The organism is Thermoflexus sp. (assembly GCF_025055495.1).
Classification (GTDB): domain Bacteria; phylum Chloroflexota; class Anaerolineae; order Thermoflexales; family Thermoflexaceae; genus Thermoflexus.
The window spans coordinates 1-23,346 of the sequence record NZ_JANWXB010000403.1 but is presented as its reverse complement, the minus strand read 5'-3'; the positions used below and the strand labels follow the sequence as shown (position 1 = coordinate 23,346).

Annotated in this window: 17 protein-coding genes; 14 read left to right on the top strand and 3 right to left on the bottom strand. The window is 63.7% G+C overall.

The window, feature by feature from the left end; all coding sequences use genetic code 11:
• The 11 genes from NZM16_RS13145 to NZM16_RS13095 form a co-directional block, all read left to right on the top strand.
• On the top strand, window positions 1-699 hold a 699-nt coding region (locus NZM16_RS13145), incomplete at its 5' end, for a glycosyltransferase (protein ID WP_295480793.1).
• Between the two features lie 6 nt (window positions 700-705).
• Window positions 706-1,776 carry a glycosyltransferase gene (locus tag NZM16_RS13140; RefSeq protein ID WP_295480791.1) on the top strand — a complete coding sequence of 357 codons (1,071 nt, stop codon included), beginning with the start codon at window positions 706-708 and terminating at the stop codon, window positions 1,774-1,776.
• 85 nt (window positions 1,777-1,861) lie between these two features.
• The gene (locus NZM16_RS13135) at window positions 1,862-1,990 is read left to right on the top strand and encodes a hypothetical protein (protein WP_295480789.1); all 129 of its coding nucleotides are present in this window, start codon (window positions 1,862-1,864) and stop codon (window positions 1,988-1,990) included.
• Between the two features lie 47 nt (window positions 1,991-2,037).
• On the top strand, window positions 2,038-3,177 hold the full coding sequence (locus tag NZM16_RS13130; RefSeq protein WP_295480787.1) for a glycosyltransferase: 1,140 nt from the start codon (window positions 2,038-2,040) through the stop codon (window positions 3,175-3,177).
• Window positions 3,178-3,185: 8 nt separating this feature from the next.
• Window positions 3,186-4,163, top strand: coding sequence for a glycosyltransferase family 2 protein (locus tag NZM16_RS13125; protein ID WP_295480785.1), 978 nt, complete (start codon window positions 3,186-3,188; stop codon window positions 4,161-4,163).
• Window positions 4,164-4,961: 798 nt separating this feature from the next.
• Window positions 4,962-8,873: a DNA-directed RNA polymerase subunit beta gene (locus NZM16_RS13120; RefSeq protein ID WP_295480783.1), complete on the top strand. Its 3,912-nt coding sequence runs from the start codon at window positions 4,962-4,964 to the stop codon at window positions 8,871-8,873.
• A 239-nt stretch (window positions 8,874-9,112) separates the two neighbouring features.
• Entirely contained in the window at window positions 9,113-9,406 is a 294-nt protein-coding gene (gatC, locus tag NZM16_RS13115) for an Asp-tRNA(Asn)/Glu-tRNA(Gln) amidotransferase subunit GatC (protein ID WP_295447566.1), read from the top strand.
• Window positions 9,407-9,523: 117 nt separating this feature from the next.
• Entirely contained in the window at window positions 9,524-11,047 is a 1,524-nt protein-coding gene (gatA, locus tag NZM16_RS13110) for an Asp-tRNA(Asn)/Glu-tRNA(Gln) amidotransferase subunit GatA (protein ID WP_295447569.1), read from the top strand.
• Window positions 11,048-11,259: 212 nt separating this feature from the next.
• Entirely contained in the window at window positions 11,260-12,453 is a 1,194-nt protein-coding gene (locus NZM16_RS13105) for a peptidoglycan DD-metalloendopeptidase family protein (RefSeq protein WP_295447572.1), read from the top strand.
• 41 nt (window positions 12,454-12,494) lie between these two features.
• Window positions 12,495-13,130, top strand: a complete 636-nt coding sequence (upp, locus tag NZM16_RS13100; protein ID WP_295447575.1) for a uracil phosphoribosyltransferase — start codon at window positions 12,495-12,497, stop codon at window positions 13,128-13,130.
• 180 nt (window positions 13,131-13,310) lie between these two features.
• The gene (locus tag NZM16_RS13095) at window positions 13,311-15,932 is read left to right on the top strand and encodes a CBS domain-containing protein (RefSeq protein ID WP_295480781.1); all 2,622 of its coding nucleotides are present in this window, start codon (window positions 13,311-13,313) and stop codon (window positions 15,930-15,932) included.
• 316 nt (window positions 15,933-16,248) lie between these two features.
• Here NZM16_RS13095 and NZM16_RS13090 read toward each other — a convergent pair whose 3' ends face one another.
• Both NZM16_RS13090 and NZM16_RS13085 read right to left on the bottom strand, forming a co-directional pair.
• Window positions 16,249-18,678 carry a tetratricopeptide repeat protein gene (locus NZM16_RS13090; RefSeq protein WP_295480779.1) on the bottom strand — a complete coding sequence of 810 codons (2,430 nt, stop codon included), beginning with the start codon at window positions 18,676-18,678 and terminating at the stop codon, window positions 16,249-16,251.
• A gap of 174 nt (window positions 18,679-18,852) precedes the next feature.
• Entirely contained in the window at window positions 18,853-19,653 is an 801-nt protein-coding gene (locus tag NZM16_RS13085; protein WP_295447583.1) for a TlyA family RNA methyltransferase, read from the bottom strand.
• Between the two features lie 429 nt (window positions 19,654-20,082).
• Here NZM16_RS13085 and NZM16_RS13080 point away from each other — a divergent pair, with 429 nt between their 5' ends.
• From NZM16_RS13080 to NZM16_RS13070, 3 genes are all read left to right on the top strand, one after another.
• Window positions 20,083-20,742: a hypothetical protein gene (locus NZM16_RS13080; RefSeq protein WP_295447586.1), complete on the top strand. Its 660-nt coding sequence runs from the start codon at window positions 20,083-20,085 to the stop codon at window positions 20,740-20,742.
• A gap of 84 nt (window positions 20,743-20,826) precedes the next feature.
• Window positions 20,827-21,864, top strand: coding sequence for a glycosyltransferase family 4 protein (locus NZM16_RS13075; protein WP_295447589.1), 1,038 nt, complete (start codon window positions 20,827-20,829; stop codon window positions 21,862-21,864).
• 124 nt (window positions 21,865-21,988) lie between these two features.
• Window positions 21,989-22,255 carry a hypothetical protein gene (locus NZM16_RS13070; protein ID WP_295447592.1) on the top strand — a complete coding sequence of 89 codons (267 nt, stop codon included), beginning with the start codon at window positions 21,989-21,991 and terminating at the stop codon, window positions 22,253-22,255.
• Window positions 22,256-22,563: 308 nt separating this feature from the next.
• Here the strand turns inward: NZM16_RS13070 and NZM16_RS13065 are convergent, their stop codons facing one another.
• Window positions 22,564-22,917, bottom strand: coding sequence for a DUF4870 domain-containing protein (locus NZM16_RS13065; protein ID WP_295447595.1), 354 nt, complete (start codon window positions 22,915-22,917; stop codon window positions 22,564-22,566).
• Between the last annotated feature and the right edge of the window lie 429 nt (window positions 22,918-23,346).

Below are 23,346 nucleotides of genomic sequence, written 5' to 3'. Positions count from 1 at the left end.
AATATCGGCATACAAGCTTCAAGTGGTGATTATATTGCGTTCTTAGATGCTGATGATGTGGCTCTTCCTGGTAGATTAAAGCTAGAAGCAGAGATTCTGGATCAGTTTCCCGAGGTAGGGCTTGTGGCTTCTGACGCATATCTCATTAACGAGATGGGCCATCCTATAGCGCTGAAATCTTCAGTGTCGGGGGCTCCACGCAATCATCGGGATTTTCGGTGGGAGACCGTAGAATACTGTGCTACCACCAGCACGGTTATGGTCCGTAGAAAATGTTTTGATGTAGTAGGTTATTTTGATGAGAGGTTTAAGGCCGCTGGTGGAGAAGATTGGTTAGCCTGGGTCCGGATCGCTCACGATTTTGCCATGTTCTATCTGGATAAACCGACCATAGGTTACCGAATACATGTGATTAACACAACGAAAAATCTGAACCTGTTGCATGATCAAAATAGGTTAGCCTCGCGCTTGGCCACAGAGTGGGAAAATTTCCATACATATCCCGATTTTTTTAGGGCCAAGTTGCTATATTATCGTTTTGCTACTGCCTGGCATGTTGAGCCAAAGATAAGAGCGCTCGGATATTTCATGCATGCATTCGTCACGGATCCACGTCAGCTGCCATTTGGATTGCGAATTATACATCAAGGATTGATGAACACTCTGCGTCGTCAATATAAGAAAATTCTGAAAGCATAAAATGAGATGCACATCGCCCTGGGCTATCGCTGGTTCCCTACCGCCGCTGGATATCATATCGAACGGGCCCTGCGGGCCTTAGGACACACCGTCACGTATGTTGGTCTGCCATGTGGTCAGCGCCCCGGCTACGATACTACCGTACCTCTGGATGAGATCATCGCTGCTCTGCCGGAGAAGCCCGACCTCTATCTCTGGATCGACCCAGCGGGGCGCTATTTCCCCCCCGGGATCGAACGCTTGCCGATTCCCACTGCCGGCTACTTGATCGATGTGCATCTGGGCCGCTGGCGGGAGCAGGCCGCTCGCTTCTTCGACGCCGTCTTCGTCGCCCAGAAGGATTACGTGGAGCGCTTCCGGCGGGTGGTGGGCCACGGCCAGGTCTACTGGCTCCCGCTGGCCGCCGCCCCCGATGTCCATTACGACCATCAGCTCCCCCGCATCTATGAAGTGGGCTTCGTGGGGAACCTCTCCCGGGCTCACCGCAAAACCCCTCGCGCCCGCCGGCTGCGGCGGATCGCGGAGCGCTTCCGCACCAACGACTTTTATCGGACTTATCTGCCCGAGGAGGTCGGGCGGATCTACAGCCAGTCCCGGATTGTCTTCAACTGCAGCATTGCGGGCGATGTGACCATGCGGGTTTTCGAGGGCACCGCATGCGGCGCGCTGGTCCTCACCGACGTCGTCGCCAACGGCCTGGAGGAGCTCTTCGCGGTGGGGCGGGAGATCGTGACCTATCGAGATGATGAGGACCTGATGGAGAAAATCGCCTATTACCTGGCCCACGAGGAGGAACGCGAGGCCATCGCCCGGGCCGGACAGCAACGCACGCTCCGCGAGCACACGTATCTCCACCGAATGCAGCGGTTGACGGAGATCCTCTCCTGCCCGGCGTTCCGCCCCTTGGCGCCGATGCGCACCGCCTCCCCGGAGGAGCGCTGGCGGGCGCGGCGGGTGGTCTATGTCCACCTCCACATGCTGGACGCGCTGCTGGACGAGGCCCGGGACCGAGGGAGCAACCCGATCCAACGGGCCTGGGCGATCATGCCTGCTCTGCTCCGGAGGCTGATCCTGTGAGAGGGGCTAGCCTGATCTGCGGCGGCAAGAGCAGTTCCCATGTGCTGTCCCGGCGCGGGTATTCTGAATCGGGAAGACCCTGCCGTTGCCGGGATGGCTGGAGCGGGTGACCGCTCCCCTGGCCCGGGGTTTGGCGGATGGAACTGCCCGGTCCTGGGCCGTGGCCCTCTCCCTCTGGCGAGCGATCCGGCTGCTGGGATGGACCGGGGCGTAGCTTGCGCGCCCCGGGACGGAGGTTTTCATGGCCCTGGAGGCGATGGCGTGCCGGCCGGTGTGATCCGCGTGCTGCACATCGCCCGTTATCGCGCGCCCGCCATGGAGCGCAAGCTGGAGCTCATGGCCGCTGATCCGGCCTTCGCCTTCTGGCTGGCGCGCCCGGCGGTCTGGGAGGATGAATATGGACGGCGGGAGGTTAACCCCGCTGTGTCTGGATGCCGCATCCTCCGCCTGCCGATGTGGGGCCGAGCCAGCGATCCGCATCGGGCGCTCTATCGGACGCTGTCCTTCGGCATGATCGCGATCCGGCCCCATCTCATTCACGCGGAGGAAGAGCCGGATAGCCTGGCCGCGCTGCAGATCGCCCTCGCCCGTCGGCTGTTCGCCCCTCGCGCCCGGCTGATCCTTCACACCTGGCAAAATGTCAACCGCCCCAAGGGCTGGCCCGTGCGCGCTGTCCTCCGGATCACCCTCGGGGCGGCGGACGCGATCCTCTGCGCCAACCGGGAAGGGACACGGGTGTTGGGGGAGATGGGATACCGGGGGCCAGTTGAAGTGATCCCGCCGATCGGGGTGGATACCCGCGTGTTCCGCCCCGTGGAGCGCCGGCCGGAACCGTCGGCGTTTCGGGCCGCCTACGCTGGGCGGTTTGTCCCGGAGAAAGGGATCGAGATCCTCCTGCAGGCGGCGGCCCGCCTGGGCCCAAGTGTAGAGCTGTGGTTGATTGGCGGAGGTCCGCAGCAGGCCCTCCTTCGGTCCCTGGCGCGGGAACTGGGGATCGAGGAACGGGTTCGCTGGGTGCGATCCGTCCCGCCGGAAAGGATGCCAGAGCTGCTGGCCCAGGTCGACGCGCTGGTGCTGCCCTCCCGGACCACGCCGATCTGGAAAGAGCAGTTCGGCCGGGTCCTGGTGGAGGCGATGGCCTGCGGGGTGCCAGTAGTGGGCTCGGATTCGGGCGCCATCCCGGAGGTGATGGGGGACGCGGGGCTGATCTTCCCAGAGGGGGACGCCGCGGCCTTGGCGGATCGCCTCCGCCGCCTGATGGAAGATCCCGGCCTGCGCCGGGAGCTGGGCGAACGGGGATACCGACGCGCTGTCTCGCTATATAGCCAGGAGGTGATCGCCGGTCGGACGCTGGACTTCTACCGGAAGATCATGGGGCGAGGCTCCTCTGGCGACCAGTGAGTTTTGGGATGGGAAACGGAGGGCTATTCCCCCTCAGCGTCTTTCAGGCCCTTCGATCGGAAGGCAACCGGGCGGGCAGCTCTGCCGCCTGTCTTCATCTCCGACCATTGGGTTTGCGATCCGGCATATCCGGCATGGACCAGGCGCTCTCCCTTGTTATCCTGACCTACAACACGCGGGAGCTGGCGTTGCGCTGTCTGGCAGGCCTCTACGAGGAGGCCCTCGCCCGGGGCTGGCAGGTCATTGTGGTAGACAACGGCTCCACCGATGGGACGGCGGAGGCCATCGCAGGGCGTTTTCCGGGCGCGGAGCTCATCCGCAGCGAACGGAACCGGGGATTTGCGGCCGGGATGAACCTGGGCCTGCGGCGGGCCCGGGGGGAAGTGATCGTCCTGATGAACGCGGATGTGGAGGCCTCCGCGGATACCTTAGCGGCTGCGGCGGAGGCGCTCCAGGCCCGGCCGGACGTAGGCGCCCTTTCCCCGCTGTTGCGCATGCCGGATGGAAGGCCCCAGCCCTTCGCCTTCGGGGGCGATCCATCCCCGATCTATCTTCTTCGACGAGGGCTGCGGGCGCTCCTCGGGCGGGGGCCGATGCATCGGTGGGAGGTGGAGGAGCCCATCGAGGTGGATTGGGTCTCGGGGGCCTGCATGCTGGTGCGCCGGGAGGTCATCGAGCGAGTGGGGCTGCTCGACGAGGGGTTTTTTCTTTACTTTGAGGACAACGACTGGTGCCGGCGGATGCGGCGGGCGGGATGGCGGATCGTGTATGATCCACGTTTCCAGGTGGTGCACTGGGGCGGCGCTTCCCAGCCGCAGCGGGACTTAGCCATCCGGTGGTATGATCAGAGCCTGATCCGCTTCACGGCCAAGCACTATGGATGGGGATGGGCAGGTGTCCTCTGGCTGTTATTGCAAGGCTATCGGTGGCTGATGCGCATCGGGAGGGCGCAGCGGGCCAGAGGGCGGGATGCCGGCGTCGCTTAGAGGGCCTGGCGGGAAGCGGAAACCCTGGTGGAGTCTCCGATTCAGTCCTTCCGCGAGTCTCAATAAAGAACGGGCATGGACGTGCCCGACTACCAACGAAAATCCCTCGTTTGTAGTAGGGCACGTTCGTGCCCGTGAAGGGTTCACAAAGGGAACGCGAGTGGGGATACGAGGTGAAGGGTCGTCGATTCTCCACTCTGCACCGTGAAACCCTTCGTGGGGCACGTTCGTGCCCGTTGAGCGGTTCACAAAGAGGGTGCAAGCGAGGATCTTCAATTTCCCCTCTTCCCGCGGCCCGGAGGGCCATGGGGAGAGGGTTTTGCTGCTATGCGGTAGAGGGCTCGGGAGGCCTAATGTGCAGAGCGGAATGATTTGACATCAATCGGGTTTGTTGTTATACTTTTGATTTGCGATGCTGAAAACCCCATGGAAAACCACCGGAAGCCTTGTGCGTGGAGCTGGCTTGGCCTTCCTGAGGCCAGTGGCTGGAAGAGAGGGAGATTCATTTGTGGTTTCCCGGCGAGCCGGAAAAGATCCTCGATGGGGGCCATCCAGAGGTCTCCCATCGGATCCCCCGAGGCGAAACCGCCAGATCCCACTGGAATGTTTGATGCCACTTGGATGGAGCGCTATTTGATCCCGCTGGGCCATGGATGAACTTGCGAATGGCCTCATCCAGGGACTGAGAGGTGTTCAAGGCCGACTCCGACGGCTTTGCTCACCTCGGAATTGAAATCCCGAGTCATCCACAACACGGCTACCCAAGCGTGAAAGCCTGAGTCGGAGGGAGCGATCCATATGATTCGAATCAACGGCGAGAAGCGCTACGCGCATATCCCGGAGATCCTGGAGCCGCCGAATCTGATCGAGATCCAGCATCGATCGTTTCAGTGGTTCGTCGAAGAGGGCTTGAGGGAGCTCTTCGATGAGATCTCGCCTATCGAGAGCCTGAACGGCCAGATGCGTTTGTATTTCCCGGGCAACAACCCGGTGGCCAGGGAACTGAGGCTGCGCTACTGGTTCGACGAGCCCAAGCATACGGAGCTGGAGTGCCTGGAGCGGGATCTCACTTACGGGCGGGGGATGTGGGTTCAGGTGGCTCTGATCGTAGCCGGGCGGGAGCCCATGGTGAAAGATGTCTTCTTCGGGGAGCTCCCGTGGATCACCCGCAACGGCACGTTCATCTATAACGGCACAGAGCGGGTGGTGGTCTCCCAGCTCATCCGTTCGCCCGGCGTCTACTTCGACGTGGAAGAGGATCCCTCGCTGGGCCGCCCTCTGGCGATGGCTAAGCTGATCCCGGATCGGGGGGTGTGGCTGGAGTTCGAGACCCGGCGCAATGACCTGTTGATCCTTCGCTTTAACCGCCGTCGCACCGTGCCAGTCACCCTTTTCCTGCGCGCCCTGGCTGCGCTGGAGGACGGGATCAGCGATGTCCTGAAAGAGGGGACGGACGAGGAGCTCCTGGAGCTTTTTAAGGATGTGGACACCCATCCCGATCATCCCTACATCCTCAGCACGATCCGCCAGGAGGGCCGGCTGGAGCCCCGGGAGGGTCGCACCCTAGCCCAGGAGGCCCTGATCGAATTCTTCCGCCGGATGCGCCCGGGCGATCCGCCGACGCTGGAGAACGCCTATTCGTTCCTCGCCGCCCAGCTCTTTGATCCGCACCGGTATGATCTGCATCGGGTCGGCCGGTATAAGATGAACCGACGGCTGGAGCTCTCCATTCCGATTCATCATCGCACGATCACCAAACGGGACATTGTGGCCATCATCAAAGAGATCATCCGCATCAACAACGGACTACGGCCGCCCGATGATATGGACCATCTGGGCAACCGGCGGGTGCGCACGGTGGGCGAGCTGATCCAGGCCAAGATGCGAGTAGGCCTGCGCCGGATGGAGCGGGTGATCCAGGAACGCATGAGCATCGCCGATCCCGCCACTGTCACCCCGCTGCAGCTGATTAACATCCGTCCGGTGATGGCCGCGCTGCGGGAGTTCTTCGGCTCGAGTCAGCTTTCCCAGTTCATGGATCAGACCAACCCGCTGTCGGAGCTCACGCACAAGCGCACCCTTTCGGCGATGGGGCCGGGGGGTCTGCGGCGGGAGCGCGCGGGCTTCGAGGTGCGGGACGTCCACCTCAGTCACTACGGCCGGATCTGCCCGATTGAGACGCCGGAAGGGCCGAACATCGGTCTGATCGGCCGGCTGGCGATCTACAGCCGGGTGAACGAGTTCGGGTTTATCGAGACCCCTTATCGGAAGGTGGTGCGGGCGGTGCCTAACCGGCCGGAGCTCCTGATCGGCCGGATCCTGCGGGAGGACGTGGTGGATCCGGAGACCGGGGAGATGATCGCGCCGGCCAGGACGGAGGTGGACGCGGCCCTGGCCCAGCGGATCGCCCGCCTGCCGCTGGAGGAGATCAAGGTCCAGCCCTTTGTGACCCAGGAGATTGTTTATCTCACCGCCGATGAGGAGGAGCGCTACGTCATCGCCCAGGCGAACGTGGAGCTGGACGAGAAGGGACATTTCCAGCAGGCCCGCGTCCCCGCCCGTCATATGGGCAAGTTCATGATGGAGGTCCCGGAGCGGATCGACTACATGGATGTCGCCCCGCGGCAGATCGTGGGGGTCTCCGCCTCCCTGATTCCATTCCTGGAGCACGACGACGCCAACCGCGCCCTGATGGGCTCCAACATGCAACGTCAGGCGGTGCCGCTCCTGCGCCCGGAGGCTCCCATCGTGGCGACCGGGATGGAGCGGGTAGCTGCCCGGGATTCCGGCCACGTCCTCCTCTCCGAGGTCGATGGAGAGGTCGTCCAGGCCACCGCGGACGAGATCGTGATCCGGGGCGCGAACCGGCGGCTGTATCGCTATCCGCTGCGGCGTTTCCAGCGGTCGAATCAAAGCACCTGTATCCACCAGCGTCCTCTGGTCTTCAAGGGCCAGAAGGTGAAGAAGGGCCAGGTGATCGCCGACTCCAGCAGCACGGATCAGGGGATGCTGGCCCTCGGCCGCAATCTGGTCGTGGCCTTCCTTTCCTGGGAGGGCCAGGTCTTTGAGGATGCGATTGTGATCAGCGAGCGACTGGTGCGGGAGGATATCTATTCCTCCATCCACATCGAGAAGCACGAAGCCGAGGCTCGTGAGACCAAACTGGGCCCGGAGGAGATCACGCGGGACATTCCCAACGTGGGCGAGGAACAGCTCCGGGATCTGGATGAGAACGGGATCATCCGCATCGGGGCGCTGGTCGGCCCGGGCGATATCCTGGTGGGCAAGATCACGCCCAAGGGCGAGCGGGAGATGACCCCGGAGGAGCGTCTGCTCCGGGCGATCTTCGGGGAGAAGGCCCATGATGTAAAGGACTCCTCGCTGCGGATGCCGCACGGTGAGCACGGGAAAGTGATCGATGTGAAGTTCTTCGCCCGGGACGAGTATCGGGAGCTCCCTGCGGGCGTGAACGCCGTCGTGCGGGTCTCGGTGGCCCAGTGGCGGAAGATCACGGAGGGCGACAAGATGGCCGGCCGCCATGGTAACAAGGGCGTGATCTCCAAGGTCGTGCCCATTGAGGATATGCCCTTCCTGCCCGATGGCACTCCCGTGGATATCATCCTGAACCCCCTGGGGGTGCCCAGCCGGATGAACATCGGGCAGCTCCTGGAGACCCATCTGGGCTGGGCGGCCTCGCGGCTGGGCTTCCGGGCGATCACACCGGTGTTCGACGGGGCCGATGAGCAGGAGATCGAGGCGGAACTGGCCCGCGCCTGGATGATCGACACGGCCTGGGAGGATGCCCGGCGCCAGTGCTGGAGCTGGTTGAAAGCCCACGGCTACGATCTCTCGGAGCTCCGGGACGATGAGGAGGCCCGTTTGCTCTATCTCTCGGCGATCCTGGGTGCTCGGGGCTACGATGTGGATCGCCTGGCCACGGATGAGATCTACGCCCGGCGCAGCCATCTCCGCGAGTGGCTCCGCGACAGGGGCTACGATCCGGATGAGATCCTGGTGTTCGAGGATGATCCGCGCTCCCCGGAGGAGCGCCGGAAAGCGGATGAAAAGGCCATCCTGGTGGGGCTGCGGCTGTGGATGGAGCGTTTCGGGGTGGACACGCGAGACATCCCCGATGAGCGGATCCGCCAGCGGGCCACGGAGGTGATGCTGGAGACAGGACAGCCGATGCCGATCCTGGGCAAGATGATCCTCTACGATGGCAAGACCGGTGAGCCTTTCGATCGGCCGGTTTCGGTCGGCGTGATTTACATGATGAAGCTGGCCCATCTGGTGGAGGACAAGGTGCACGCCCGGTCCACTGGCCCTTACTCCCTGATCACCCAGCAGCCCCTGGGTGGCAAGGCGCAGTTCGGCGGGCAGCGGTTCGGCGAAATGGAGGTCTGGGCGCTGGAGGCTTACGGCGCGGCCTACACGCTCCAGGAGATGCTTACGGTCAAGTCCGACGATGTGCAGGGCCGCGTCAAGACCTACGAGGCCATCGTCAAGGGTCAGAAGATTGAAGAGCCCGGATTGCCCGCCTCTTTCAAGGTGCTGGTGAAGGAGCTCCAATCCCTCGCGGTGTCGGTGGAGGCGATCACGGATTCCGGTGAGGTGATCCGATTTGGGCGGGAGGAGGAGAAGCCGAAGCTGCCGCGCCTGCCGCTGGGCCTGCTCGATCTGGCGCCTGAGGAGGATGGGAAGGAAGGGTGATCTGCCCCCCTAATTCTCCCTCCAATACCCTGGAGAGCGTATGCGTCGGGGATGGCCTGAAGGGGCCATCCCCGACGCTGTTTAGAGAAACCACTGGGAGCGAGCGGGGCCGCCTTCGGTAGTCCCGCCCGCTCCTAACATCTCCCCGGACGAATCGATCGCGCCCCCCCATCTCCACTATAATCGGAAGCATGGAGCGAGCCCTATCCCTCATCCGGTCTGCATCCAAGGAGGTCGCCATGGCGCTTTCCCGTGGGGAAGTGGAGCACATCGCAGAGCTCGCCAAGCTGGCTTTAACGGAGGAAGAGAAAGCCCTGTATGCGGAGCAGCTCTCTGCCATCCTGGATTATTTCCGCAAGCTTCAGGAGGTCGACACCTCAGGCATCGCCCCCACGGCAACGGTCCTGCCAATCCGGAATGTGTTCCGACCCGATGAGCCGGGTGAGCCGATGCCGCGGGAACGGTTGCTTCAGAACGCCCCCGCCCAGGCCGATGGCTGTTTCCAGGTGCAGCCGATTCTGGAGTTCGAATGAGAGGCTCCCCGTGGCGAAGGGGGAGAAGAAGATCGGCGCTTCGGGAGCCGACGGGGTGAGGATCTGCCAAACGTTAGCGCTGAGGCTTCGCCGACTTCAAGGTAAGGAGGCTTGCATATGACCCCTGATGAATGGACGATCCACGAGACCCTGGAGCACTTGCGCCGGGGGGAGATCTCGGCTGTAGAGCTCACGGAGGTTTATCTGACGCGCATCGAGGCCCTGAATCCGATCTTGCATGCCTATCTGACGGTGACCCCGGATCTGGCGCTGGCGCAAGCGCGGGAAGCAGACGCTCGATGGGCAGCGTGGCGGCGGGATCCGCGGGTGCCGCACCCCCCGCTCAATGGGATCCCTCTGGCCATTAAAGATGTGATTTGCGTGCAGGGTGTGCGCTGCACATGCGGTTCCCGTATCCTGGAGAACTTCGTTCCGCCGTATGAGGCCACGGCGGTGACCCGATTGCGAGAGGCTGGCGGGGTGTTCCTGGGGAAGACGAACACGGACGAGTTCGCGATGGGCTCGTCCACCGAGAACTCCGCCTTCGGTCCCACGCGCAACCCGTGGGATCTGGAACGGGTGCCGGGAGGCTCCTCGGGAGGCAGCGCCGCGGCGGTAGCCGCTAACCTGTGCGCGGGCGCCCTCGGCACGGATACAGGGGGTTCGGTTCGCCAGCCGGCGGCGCTATGCGGGGTGGTCGGATTGAAGCCGACCTATGGCCGGGTCTCCCGCTACGGCTTGGTCGCCTACGGGTCCTCCCTGGATCAGATCGGGCCGATCACCAAAGATGTGCGGGATGCGGCGATCCTGTTGCAGTGGATCGCAGGACCGGATCCGCAGGACGCTACTTCATGGCCTGCGCCGGTTCCCGATTACACCCGGGCTCTGATTCCTGACCTGAAGGGCATGCGAGTGGGGATTCCGCCGGAGTATTTCACCCCTGGGATGCAACCCGAGGTGGAGGCGGCCGTTCGAGAGGCGATCGAGGTGCTGGCCGAACTGGGAGCTGAGGTGGTCGAAGTCTCCCTGCCGCACACCGCCTATGCCCTGCCGACTTACTATCTCATCGCCCCCGCCGAGGCCTCGGCCAACTTGGCCCGTTACGACGGCGTCAAGTATGGCCTCCGGATCCAGGGGGAAACCATCTGGGATACCTATCGCCTGACTCGCGGACATGGATTCGGACCGGAGGTAAAGCGGCGGATTATGCTGGGGACTTACGCGCTATCGGCCGGCTACTATGATGCCTATTATCTGAAAGCTCAGAAAGTGCGCACCCTGATCCGACGGGATTTCGAGCAGGCCTTTGAGAAGGTGGATGTCATTGTCTGTCCCACTTCCCCGACGACAGCCTTCCGACTTGGGGAGCGCACCGCGGACCCGCTTCAGATGTATCTGGCGGACATCTTCACCATCACGGCGAACCTGGCCGGGATCTGCGGCATCAGCCTCCCCTGCGGTTTCGATAACCATGGCTTGCCGATCGGCTTGCAGATCCTGGGGCCCGCCCTGGGCGAGGAGAAGATCCTGCGGGCGGCTTATGCCTACGAGCAGGCCACACCATGGCATCATCGCCGGCCATCGATCATCGCTGCGAGGGGAGCGGTGGGATCCCAGGAGATGAAGAAGCCGCCAGATTGAGGACTCTGTCGGAATAGGAATGGAGTCGGGGCGGGTCCCAGGCCCGCCGCTGCAAATCCTCGCGGTGCGTGAGGGATCGCTTAGGGTTCGGGGAGCTCGGGGGGGAGCTGGGTGTCGAAGGTGCCTGGCTCCGCCACCGAACCTTCCCAAAGCTTACGGGGTTTGCCTCGGTGCCTCTCTTCTGAGCAATCGATCTGCCCTGCAGAGGATCGATGAACACCGTGTGGCATGTGTTGCTCCTGCCCGCAGGGGCAGACTGGCGATGGATGGAAGCCTCGCGCCTCTATGTGGAGCGGTTCCGGGTGATCCCCATCATGAACCCGGAGATCGCCTTGGCGCTTCCAGGCGATCCGCTGATCGTGTCGCTGGTCCTCCCGGATGGCCGCCCGGGCCATACCGCCGCCTGGTTGCGTCAGCGCCGGCCCTCGATTCGTCTGGATCCGCTCTTCGCCTCAACTCCTGAGCGCCTGCAACGGATCCTGGACGCTCGGACGGCCCATGGCACCCGCCTGGGCCGAGGGCTCTGGGTGGTCACCACGGATCGTCTGAACGTCCGGAGCGGGCCGGGATTCTCTGCGCCGATCATCGGTCGCCTGGAGGCTGGCACGGAGGTGGAGGTGGTGGGCCAGAGCGCGGATGGGGCGTGGTGGGCGATCGTGGATCCCATGCGTCGGGAACGGGCCTGGATCGCGGCCGCCTACACCCGGGTGATCGCCGGGATCCCGGAGACGGTGCCGGTCCTCCTGGCACAGCCTCCGCAGGTTCGCGCCCAAGCCCCCCGGGTGGTCCGTCGGGATCCAGATCCTGGAGCGCCGATCCTGGGCCAGCTTCCTGCGGGTGCGGATCGCGAGGCCCTGGCACAGACTGCAGACGGCCAGTGGGTTCAGATCGCTTTCCCGGATGCAGCCCATCCGGGCTGGGTTCCAAAGGAGGGGCTGGAGATCCTTCGGGGGACCCTGGAGGGGTTGCCCGTCCATCCATCGGGACGCTGGCTGCATCCTCCGGTGAAATCCCCGGTGATCCATCGCGCCTTCGGAGTCGATCCGGTATCCTTTGCGGCGTGGGGGTTGCCGGGCCATGAAGGGGTGGACTTTCATGCCTCGCCCGGTGAACCGGTTTATGCGGCTGCGGAAGGGCGGGTCGTGATGGCGGCCGAGCGTCCGGATCATCCCTACGGGACACAGGTTCGGATTCAGCATCAAAGGACGGACGGCGTTTATGTAACGGTTTACGGTCATCTCATGCCGGGCGCTCTGGAGGTGCAAGCGGGGGAGTGGGTGCAAACCGGACAGCCTCTGGGGCGAGCGGGATCCAGAGGATTTATCCATCTAACGGTGAAAAAAGAGGGCGCGCGAAACGGAGCATATGGGGATATCCTGGATCCGATGGTCTTTCTGGTTCTGTAGAGCTTGTCCGGTCAAAAGATTTCCCTCTCAGGAGCATGACCATGGCTCAAATTCGGATCGTGCGCCATCCCGTCGTTCAGCACAAGCTCACGGAGTTGCGGGATCAGCGAACGGGCCCCAAGCGGTTTCGGGAGCTGCTTCGAGAGATCACTCCCTTTTTGTTATACGAGGCCACCCAGGATCTGGAAGTGGAGGAGGTCCCCGTGAGCACGCCCATGGGGGAAGCTCGAGGGCAGCGCCTGCGGGGAACCATCGGTCTGGTGCCCATCCTGCGGGCCGGGCTCGGGATGGTGGAAAGCGCCCTGCAGATGTTCCCCGAGGCCCAGGTCTGGCATCTCGGGATTTATCGCGATGAGCGCACCCTGCAGCCGATCGCATACTACAACCGATTGCCTCCCCAGCCCACGGTGACCTGGTGTTTTATTCTGGACCCGATGCTGGCGACCGGCGGATCAGCGGTGGCGGCGGCGGATATCCTGAAGCGATGGGGGGTTCCGCATATTGTCTTTGTGGGCTTGATCGCTGCTCCCGAGGGATTGGAACGCTTCGCCCGGGCCCATCCGGAGATCCCTGTTTATGTGGCGGCGGTAGACAGCCATCTGAACCCCCACGGGTTCATTGTGCCGGGCCTGGGAGATGCCGGCGATCGTCAGTTCGGGACAGGGATCCAACCTTAGTGCGCTGTCATGCTGCCATTACAGCGCTCCCGGCTGGGGATTCATGGCTTGCCCGATCGCAGGCTTTTGGTAGAGCCCTTTGTTTTTGAGCGGACTTCGAAGAACTGTTGTCATCGGAAAAGTCGAATAGCATCCGTCGTGGGAATCGGAAGCGGCGTGGAGAGATTGGCGGAGCGACCGATGGAAGAGGGCCTGACCCTGATCCTCACTCACGAGAACGCAGATTTCGACGCGGTGGCCGCGCAGCTGGCGGCGGCCAAGCTCTACCCGCGGGCGATCCCGGTGCTCCCCCGTCGGGTGAACCGGAATGTGCGCGCCTTCCTCAACCTGTATGGGGATCAGCTGCCGTTTATGCTCCCGGATGAGCTCGTCCGGCGCCCCGTGGATCAGGTCATCCTGGTGGATGCCCAGACGATGGCGACGGTGCGGGGGATGGGGCCTCGGACGCGGGTGCAGATCATTGATCACCATCCGCTGGCGCGGGATCTGCCTCCCGGCTGGACCTACCATGGCGAGCCCGTCGGGGCGACCACCACGCTCCTGGTCGAGGGGCTGGCGGAGCGGGGGATCGGCCTGACATGGGTGGAGGCCACGTTGATGTTGCTGGGGATTTACGAAGACACCGGCTCCCTGACCTATCCCTCTACCACTTCCCGCGATCTGAGGGCTGCCGCTTGGCTGATTGAGCGCGGAGCGGATCTCACGATTCTGGGCGAGTTCCTCCATCATCCGATGTCGGAAGCCCAGCGCCGCCTGTATGATCGCTTGGTGGAGTCGGCGGAGACCCGCGAGATCGAAGGCCATATCGTGGTGATCGCCGCGGCCCGGGCTGATGGCTTTATGGAGGAGGTCTCCACTGTCGCCCATCGGCTCCGGGATCTTTTCGAGCCGTCCGCGCTCTTCATGCTGGTGGAATTCGACGGGCACATCCAGATGGTCTGCCGCACCACCACGGATGACATCGATGCCGGTGGCGTGGCCGCTCACTTCGGCGGCGGTGGCCATGCTCGGGCCGCGGCGGCGGTGATCCGGGATCGTTCCCTCGCAGAGGTGCGAGAGGAGCTTCTGCGGATCCTGCCCCATTACATCCGGCCTGCCGTGACGGTGGCGGAGATCATGTCCCGTGGGGTCCGTGTTCTTCCGCCCGATCTCCCCATCGGCGAGGCGGCGAGGGAGATGCAGCGGACCGGCCATGAAGGCTTCCCGGTGGTCCGGGGTGGCCGGGTCATCGGATTGTTGACGCGCCGCGCCGTCGATCGAGCACTCCAGCACGGCCTGAGCGGTCAGCCCGTAGAACGGGTGATGGAGAAGGGAGAGGTCTACGTTCTCCCCTCCGACCCGGTGGAGAAGGTGCAGCGGCTGATGATCGAGACCGGCTGGGGACAGATCCCGGTGGTCGAAGACGGCGAGGTGGTGGGGATCGTCACCCGAACTGACCTGATCAAGCTGTGGGGAGAGCGTCTGCGGGTGCGCCCTCGCCTCAGCGTGGCCTCGGCGATGGAGGCTGCGTTCCCACCCGCCTGGCTGGCCCTCGTGCGGGAGATCGGCGCGACGGCGCAGTCCATGGGCTTCATCGCTTATTTCGTGGGCGGCTTGGTCCGCGATCTCATCCTGAACCATCCCATCGTCGATGTGGATATCGTGGTGGAGGGGGATGCCATCGCCCTGGCGGACGCCATGCGGGAGCATCACGGGGGGCGGGTGGTGGCTCATCGGCGCTTTGGGACGGCCAAATGGTTGCTGGAAGGGGTGACGATCACCACGCCGGCCGGGCGGGTGGAGGGGTTAAAGGCCATCGACTTCGTCACCGCCCGCCGGGAGTTCTATGCCCACCCCACCGCCCTGCCCCAGGTGGAGCCCAGCTCGATCAAGCAGGATCTACACCGGCGGGATTTCACGATCAACACCCTGGCGGTTTGCCTGAACCCGGATCGATTCGGGGAGCTCCTGGACTTCTACGGCGGGCTTCAGGATCTTCAGCGGGGTCTCATCCGAGTGTTGCATTCCTTAAGCTTCGTGGAAGATCCCACTCGTATCCTCCGGGCGGCCCGTCTGGAGGCCCGCTTGGGGTTCCGGGTGGAGCCCCGGACCGAGGAGCTCATCCACCATGCGGTGGACCTCCTGGCTCGGGTGAGCGGGGAGCGGATCCGCCACGAGATGGAGCTGATCCTGGCCGAGGCAGAACCCGAGCGCATTCTGGCCCGGCTGGAGGAATGGCGGGCGCTCGCGTTCGTGATGCCCGGGCTTCAGGCGGATGAGTGGTTGCAGGAGCGCTTCCGGGCGATGCGGACCGCGCTGGAGCAGGGAGAGTGGAAAGCGATCGAAGGGGCACCGGAACGCTGGCGGATCTTAGCCGGGTGGGGGTTAATAGTCTATCGTCTGCCCTCCGACCAACTGGAGCAGGCGATCCGCCGGTTGCGCTTCCCCGCGCGGGATGCGGACGTGTTGCGAGGCGTTCACGACGTGAGGGGGAAGCTGGATCGGCTGGCGGAGCCGTTGAAGCCCAGCACTATCGCCGAGCACCTGGACTCTTATCCAGCGGCGGCCCTTTTTGTGATCTGGGTCGCGGCCCCTCCAGGCCGGGCCCGGGAGAACCTCTATCAATATGCTCATCACTGGCGAGGGGTGCGACCAATCCTGCGAGGGGATGACCTGCGGCGGCTGGGGGTCCCGCCCGGCCCCGCCATCGGGCGGATGTTGCGGGCCCTGCGAGCGGCCCGCCTGGATGGCGAGGTGCGGACCCGGGAGGATGAGATCACGTTCGTAAAGGAGCGGCTGGCGAAATCTCTGGTCGGCCCGTGAACGATGGGGGGAAAGCCCCCTCGTATGTCTGCTCAACTCCAGACGAAGGGACAGCGCAACTCCCTGTCCGAGCCTTCCGCTTATGCGGGGCCAGCCTCTCTCCCTCTTCCTAGGGTCCTTCGAGCGGTGGGGATAGGCAATTGAATACGCTCTGTTGCAGACTTGGGATCGGGGGTGACCGGGTGGGCAGCTTGGCCACCTGCCCGGTCACCCCTCCCCACACTGCGAAGCAGCGTGGGGAGGGGTAGGGGAAGGGGCAAATTCCGATGGCGGCCCCGCCCACCCCAAAATTCCCTGGAGGGGGATAGGCCCAGCCCTATTTGTCTGAATGGGAGGCATATAGCGATCGATACACGCTGAGGTGCTCGAGGATGCGCTCCAGGTAACGCCGGGTTTCCTCAAATGTGATGCGTTCATAGAAAAGATCCACATCCCCTCGGGCGGCTTCCCACCATCGAGCCGCGTTCCCGGGTCCTCCATTATATGCCGCCAGGGCGACCCACAGATTCCCCCCAAAGCGATCCCGTTGCCGGGCCAGGTAATAGACGCCAAAGGTGATATTCACTTGCGGCCGATACAGCCAGGTCTCCCGGTAGGGCTGCCCCAGCGCCCCGGCGATGGCCTGGGCCGTCGGCGGGATGATCTGCATCAACCCGCGGGCCTGAGCAGAGGAGACGGCGTAGGGATCGAACAGGCTCTCCTGGCGTATCAGGGCATAGAGGAGCAGGGGATCCAATTGGTAACGCTGCGCTTCGGCCAGCACCTGCTCGGGATAGGGGGTGGGATAGGCCAGACGGGCGAGGAACGGTGGGGCCTCCTGGGGCCGAACGCCCAGGCGGGCCAGCAGGCGCGCCGCGGCCTGCAAGGACAGGGCATCGGCTCCTTGTGCGCGAAAGGCCAGCGCCAGTTGATAAAGGGCGAGGGGATCCTCATCCAGGCGCTGACGCACCCCCGTCCAGAGCTGGCGGGCCTCTTCCACCCATCCCATCCGCCAGGCCTCCTCGCCCGCCAGCCAGGCGGGATCCGATAAAACGCGCGGGTTCTGCAAAACGGTGGTATCGGTGATCCCCAGGCGGCTCAGCAGCCAAGCCTCCGCTTCCTCCCGTCCAGCCTCCGGATCCGGAAAGGCCGGCACAGGCCCTCCCTCCAGGGAATCCTGACCGTTCAAGAGCATCCGCGCCCGCTCTCCAAGGAAGCGCCCGGCGGCCTGGGTGGCAACCGCCTGCCATTCCGCCTCTGCGCGGGCCCGATCGCCGCGGGCGATGGCGACCTTCCCCAGCCAGAATCGAGCGGTCAGCGCCCATGGCGAGCCCGGATACCGGTTCCGCAAGGCCTCCCAGGCGGAGGCTGCTGTGACCAAATCCCCTCGGGCGTAGGCCAGCACTCCCAGCCGGTGCCAGGCTTCCGGAGCGCGGGCATCGGCGGGAGATCCTTCCGCCAGCTGGCGGTAGAAATCCACCGCGGATGCCTCCGCGCCGTTCCGTTCCAGGAGACGTCCGGCCTCCCAGAGCAGGCGGGGGACGAAGGGGTGATCGGGAAAGCGGGCGAGGAAGCGCCGCCAGAGGTCGACGGCGGCCTTTGAGTTGCCTTCCTGAATCCACAGCCGCCCTTTCTCCAGCCATCCCTCCGCCCAGCGGGGGGCCTCCGGATGGTCCCGGATCAGAGCGTCCAGGTGCGCGTGGGCGGCGTTCCGGTTCCCCAGATTCCGATAGCAGAGCGCGGCGTAGTAGTGGGCATCGCCGTGCTCGGGGTGGGCGGCGATCCAGCGTTCGAAGGCCTGAACCGCCGGGAGGCATTGTCCGGCGAAGTAATCGATCCGGCCGCGCAGGTCATCCGGAACCGGGATCCCGGCTTCCACCAGGCGGACCAGCGCGTTATAGGCCCCGAGGGTGTTCGGGGCCTCACGGATCAGGCGCTGGAGCTGATCATAGGCCACCTGGGCTTGCCCAGCCCTCAGGAGGACCTCAGCGGCCCGCCATGTGATCAAGGCCCGGTAAGCGGGATTCTGGGCGAAGGCCAGGATCCTCTGATACTGCTCCAGAGCGGCGGGGTGGGCCTGAAGGGCTTCTAAGGTCTCCGCCAGTTGCTCGCGGATCGCCGCCTCTTGACTTCGGTCCCGGGCAAGGGGGAGCGCGGCCCGGAGCTCCGCCGCAGCCGCCTCCCAGCGACCGGCCTCTCGCAGGACCAGCGCCCGCCGCATCCGCAGCTCCACCGTCAGTGGAGAGCCGGAAGCCAACGCCTGGGCGTAGGCTTCGGCCGCCCCTGCTGGATCCCCCGCCTGTCGCCGGGCGTCCCCGAGGAGCGCCCAGAGCGATCTCGCCCATTCGGGAGGTAGGGACTCCAAAGGCGCCTGGCCCAGCGCCTGGGCTGCGTCCGCAGGCCGCTCGGCCGCCAGCAACGCCCGTCCCCTTCCCAGCCATGCCTCCCCCGCTTGTTCCGCCGACAGCGGGCCCTGAAGCGCAGCCGCATAGGCCGTCGCCGCCTCCTCGAACGCCCCAATCCGCATCGCGGATCGAGCTCGCATCAACCATTCGTTGGGGGAAAGGGTGGGAGTAGGCGTGGGCGTCGGCGAGGGAGTCGGAGAGGGGGTTGCGGTGGCGGTGGGGGTCACCGTAGGGGTTGGAGAGGGAGAAGAGGGAAGGGAAAACGGCCGTGGCATCCGGCCGCAGAACGCCACCAGGCTGAGCAGGGCGAAGCCCATAACCACCCATCGCCATCGATGCGGGCGAGACGCTTGTGGGTTCATTCCGAGCGGTTCTCCCTGCGGAGAAGACTGCTGGAGGCAGCCCTCCCCGTCCGATAAGGTTGGGAATTTTCGGGTGTAGAAACGCGCCGGGTAGCACGGCAGAATAGAATAGAGAGTCCGATCTTCGACGTTAGATCCCTCACAGCCGAAGCGCGCTCCGTCTTCGAACGGGTTTTAATATTCCCGCGAAGGAGGATGCGCCTCGAGCTCCGCGAAGGCCTCGCGGATCATCGTGTCCAGATCCGCTGGTCCTTCCCCTTTTTGAAGCCATAGCAGGAACTCGATATTGCCGGCTGGCCCGAGCAGCGGCGAGGGGATCAGCCCCCGGGGCCGCCAGCCCTGGCTGATGCTCCCCTCGATCAGCGTCCGCAGCACCCGCTCGTGGACCGCCCGATCGCGCACCACGCCGCGCCGGACCTCGGAGCGACCGGCCTCGAACTGGGGCTTCACCAAGACAATCGCATGGCCTTCTGGAACCAGCCAGCGATACGCATTGGGAAGGATCAGGCGAACGGAGATGAAAGAAACATCGATGGTCACCAGGTGGATGGGCTCCGGAAGCGAGCTCAGGTAGCGGGCGTTGGTCCGCTCCATCACCACCACCCGGGGATCCTGACGCAGGCGCAGGTCCAGGAGGCCGTAGCCCACGTCGATGGCATAAACCCGGGCGGCGCCGTGTTGGAGCAGGCAATCGGTGAAACCCCCGGTGGAAGCGCCGACATCCGCGCAAACGGCTCCCCGGACCGGGAGGGGGAAGCGAGCCAGGGCCGCAGCCAGCTTGAGGCCGCCTCGACTCACATAGGGAAGCGGCTCGGTCACCGTGATCGGCGCATCTGCGGGGACCAGGGTTCCCGGCTTATCCACCACTTGATCCCCGATTCGCACCCGGCCGGCGCGAATCAACCGCTGGGCCCGCTCCCGGCTCTCTGCTAATCCCCGCTCCACCAGGAGAAAATCCAGACGAACGCGAGACATGAAGGGCCTCTGCGATCTGGGATTCCTTCCGACAGCCCGGAGGGAATATGGGGCGGTGGGCCGCTGGAGGCGACTTCACCGGCTCCCAAAGATGGACCGCAGGTTAAGTTATTTTAATTCAGGTTAGTGCTTCTCTTCCAGGATAGGATGGGGGCAGGTTACCTTTCGGCGGCCCCCCACATTTTTGTAGAGATCACGTAGTTGGGAACCGATCGGACGCGGGGGAATGCCCCCCTGCATCCCCCTCACCACGGTCTGAAGGGACGTGGAGAGGCGCGCAAAGTCTCCCGAGGAGGCGAACCGCTGAGGAGTCCAGCTGGGTAACCTCTATCCCATCGAAATCAAGCCCTGGTTCTGGGCCGGCTGGGGAGAGCACTCCAGTAGCAGTCGTTTTATAATGAAGGCAAATCCGCCCATGGGGGTCAGGGGATGGATTGGGGCGTGCCGATCCTGATGACAGGAGCCATCCTGATCGTCGGGTGGTTTTTCCTGGGCATGCAATGGAACGTCCATAAAGGCCATCGTCTTTTGCGCTGGATGCGGGATGGGTTGCCGCTGCTCAGTGAGCGGACCACGCTGGAGTGGGTGGGGACGTCGCTGGTTCGGCTGAGGATGCGGGAGGCGAAAACCCCTTTCCGGGAGGTGGAGCTCCTGCTGGTCTTCGAGCCCCGGGATGTGCCCTTCTTGTGGCTGTTCTCCCGGTGGCGTGGGCGGCGTGATCTGATGATCGTGCGGGCACGGCTCCGGCAGCCTCCGGCCTTTGAGGGCGAATGGGGCAACCCGACGATGTGGACCGGACGGGAGATCCTTCAACGGATCATCTGGAGGGAATGGGAGAACATGGATCTGGCTGGGGGACGCTTAGCGTATCGGGGGGCGATGGCGCCGCAGGTGATCGAGGAATGCCTGGGCGATCTGAGCCGTTGCCATCCCTATATCGCCCGGTTGTCCGTGCGGCGCACGGAACCCCATCATCTCCAGATCCATGTGGGATTCCCGATGGATCGGAAGATCTCGGCCCGGGAGGTCTTTCAGCAGATCCGTCGCATCGCCGATCGGATCAGCCGCGGCTCAGCGATTTCATCGTAGATCTTCTCTAAGAGCGGATCGCTGAGACATCTGCCTCAGCCATGAAGCCCTATCCCTCCTGCAGACAACCGGAACGGAGCGAGGATGCCCTTCCCTCTGGCGGCCTTGCTGGTATTCCTGATCGCGTTTCTGTTTTCGCGGGGATCGGCCCCGCTGGCAGCGCATCTGGGCTATCGTCTGGAGATGATGGATCGACCGGGGGGACGTCGGCGGCATCGCGGGGAGATCCCTCGCACCGGCGGCCTGGCGCTCTGGCTGGCCTTCGTCGTGGCCGTCCTCTTCGCGCAGATCCTTCCCATTCCCCGCTTTGATCCAAAAGAGATCATCCGCCTGGCAGGCCTGCTGCTGGGCGGGACGCTCAGCCTGATCCTGGGGCTGATCGATGATCGACGGGAACTCCCCCCAGGGCCGCAGTTGCTGGGCCAAGCCTCGATCGCCCTTCTGGCCCTTCCTTTTCTCATTTTCATCGAATATGTGAACAACCCCTTAACCGGACGCCCGCTTTATTTTCCGCCGCTGATCGTCGTTCTGCTGACCGTTTTCTGGCTGGTGGGGATGATGAACACCGTGAACTGGCTGGATGGAATCGATGGCCTGGCCAGCGGAGTAGTGGCCATCGTGGCACTGGTCCTGTTTCTACACGCGGGCTATCGCCTCGATCCGCCTCAGCACAGCGTGGCGTTGCTCCCGGCGGCCCTGGCGGGGGCCTGCTTGGGGTTCCTCCCCTGGAACTGGTCGCCTGCTCGTCTGTTTCTGGGATCCTCCGGAGCGCTCTTCCTCGGCTATACTCTGGGGGTCCTGTCGATCATCGGCGGCGCGAAGGTGGCCACGGTCGTGATGGCCATGGCGCTGCCCATCGCGGATGTGGCGTGGCTGATCGCCTATCGATGGCGTCGAGGGCGGCGGCCCACCCAGGGGGGGCGAGATCATCTGCATTTCCGCCTGCTGGATGCCGGGTGGCCTCCTCACCAGATCCGGTTGGCTTATTACGGCTTTGCGGCGGTCGCTGGAGGGATTGCGCTGTTAATCCCCTCTGCCCTTTACAAGGCCCTGGCCCTGGCCCTGCTGGCGGGAGCGCTCCTGTGGGTGTTACGTCAGGCTCCTCCGGAGGCTTCCGATTGAGGGTTGATGGGGGGGCGCTTCGTCGAGGGGCTAGGGCGCTGTTCTCCAACGATGAGGAGCGCTAAGATTGTAACCCGTCATCCGCGTCCTAATTATCCCATCGGATCCGAAAGGAGGGAACAGAATGAAGCTGGAGCCCGTGCGCCGTCTGGGGCGAACCATTGGTGAGATCCTGTATGGCATGGCCCTGCATGATATGGTGCGGGCGAGCATGCGCCAGAGAGGATCCATGGAACACCTCTTTCTGCTGATCACCTTTGGGGATCTGGTGGGCGTCCCGATTATCCCTCCTTATTACTGCATGCGACTGCTTCCCTTTATCGTGCCCCAGATTCATTCCTGGCGCCGGCGGTTGCTTCGCGAGCGGGATCTCGTGGATATGTTGTTCTGATCTCATCGCGCCTTAAGGGCGTAGGGACCGTTGCGCTCTTCGGGCACTGGCGATGGCCGCGCAGGATGGTTCCGTTTCGATTGCCTACCGCTCAAAGGGGCGGTGCGAATAAGAATTTGGGGTCGGAGCTGATCGCCGAAGATGCGCAACTCCGACCCCCGAATTCCCAGACTCTTCCACGCCGCTTCCCGGTGTAGAACCCATTTTAGAAGTAGAAGGGGAATAAAGAGGATGATCTTCCCTTCTCAATCTCTCAGACAATGGCCGACGGCGCAAACCGGGAAGGCGTTGCTCGCAGCCTCCCGTTCTCAGGAAAGCCATCCTTGCTGACGGGCAAAGGCGGTGATCATGGGGATCTCGAAGTAGTTCCCCTGATAAGCCTGGATTCCGTAATAAATGAACAGCGCCAGCGCGGCCAGGCTCAGGAGAGGAGTGATGCAGCCGATGAGGGGGATCAGCCCCAGAACGAAGAAGATCACCGTTAAAGCGACCTGGGCGACGAGGGCCTGCACAGCGTGATACTTCTGGAAGGGGCGGTTCTTCATATCTGTGAGCAGGATGATGAGGGGGACGATGATCCCGATGATGTAAGCCAGCAAAGCCATCAGGCGATCCTGATCTCCGGCTTCCTCTGCGGGCGCTTTCCGGATGTTCGCAAGCATCGCAACCTCCTTGAGGGTTCCTTAGTCTTTGAGCAGGGAGCAGACCGACCTGAGCAGCCCTGCCCCAAACAGCTTTGCCCCTCTTCACGATCCCCTGTCTGCTCGTAGCAATGGACGTAGACCTTAATGTCTATTATAAAAAAGAAATGCATTTGCGCAAGGCTTTTGACCAGATTCTAATTATTACAGCTGACAGTGTTTCGTTACTAACGAATTACACGAGGCTGCTCATGCAGCCTCCTTTTTGGATTCTTCCTCTTCGGGCCTCGAAGGGCTTCAGGGAGGAGAATCCAGAGGGCTTGGGCTTCTGGGAATTTACGGACGCATGCGGTGAGTTCGCTGCCGCTTATGGAAGCAATGAAGGCTATGGGCAGCTTCCGAGCTCTCCCGCGGGTTTTGGGGCTGGGGCGCCGCCGAAGGCGGCGCCCC

Excerpts from the sequence above, each read along its gene's own strand:
- NZM16_RS13140 (WP_295480791.1), top strand. The coding sequence starts at position 706 with ATGCACATCGCCCTGGGCTATCGCTGGTTCCCTACCGCCGCTGGATAT.
- NZM16_RS13125 (WP_295480785.1), top strand. The coding sequence starts at position 3,186 with ATGGGAAACGGAGGGCTATTCCCCCTCAGCGTCTTTCAGGCCCTTCGA.
- NZM16_RS13120 (WP_295480783.1), top strand. The coding sequence starts at position 4,962 with ATGATTCGAATCAACGGCGAGAAGCGCTACGCGCATATCCCGGAGATC.
- gatC (WP_295447566.1), top strand. The coding sequence starts at position 9,113 with ATGGCGCTTTCCCGTGGGGAAGTGGAGCACATCGCAGAGCTCGCCAAG.
- gatA (WP_295447569.1), top strand. The coding sequence starts at position 9,524 with ATGACCCCTGATGAATGGACGATCCACGAGACCCTGGAGCACTTGCGC.
- NZM16_RS13105 (WP_295447572.1), top strand. The coding sequence starts at position 11,260 with ATGAACACCGTGTGGCATGTGTTGCTCCTGCCCGCAGGGGCAGACTGG.
- upp (WP_295447575.1), top strand. The coding sequence starts at position 12,495 with ATGGCTCAAATTCGGATCGTGCGCCATCCCGTCGTTCAGCACAAGCTC.
- NZM16_RS13095 (WP_295480781.1), top strand. The coding sequence starts at position 13,311 with ATGGAAGAGGGCCTGACCCTGATCCTCACTCACGAGAACGCAGATTTC.
- NZM16_RS13090 (WP_295480779.1), bottom strand. The coding sequence starts at position 18,678 with ATGAACCCACAAGCGTCTCGCCCGCATCGATGGCGATGGGTGGTTATG.
- NZM16_RS13085 (WP_295447583.1), bottom strand. The coding sequence starts at position 19,653 with ATGTCTCGCGTTCGTCTGGATTTTCTCCTGGTGGAGCGGGGATTAGCA.
- NZM16_RS13080 (WP_295447586.1), top strand. The coding sequence starts at position 20,083 with ATGGATTGGGGCGTGCCGATCCTGATGACAGGAGCCATCCTGATCGTC.
- NZM16_RS13075 (WP_295447589.1), top strand. The coding sequence starts at position 20,827 with ATGCCCTTCCCTCTGGCGGCCTTGCTGGTATTCCTGATCGCGTTTCTG.
- NZM16_RS13070 (WP_295447592.1), top strand. The coding sequence starts at position 21,989 with ATGAAGCTGGAGCCCGTGCGCCGTCTGGGGCGAACCATTGGTGAGATC.
- NZM16_RS13065 (WP_295447595.1), bottom strand. The coding sequence starts at position 22,917 with ATGCTTGCGAACATCCGGAAAGCGCCCGCAGAGGAAGCCGGAGATCAG.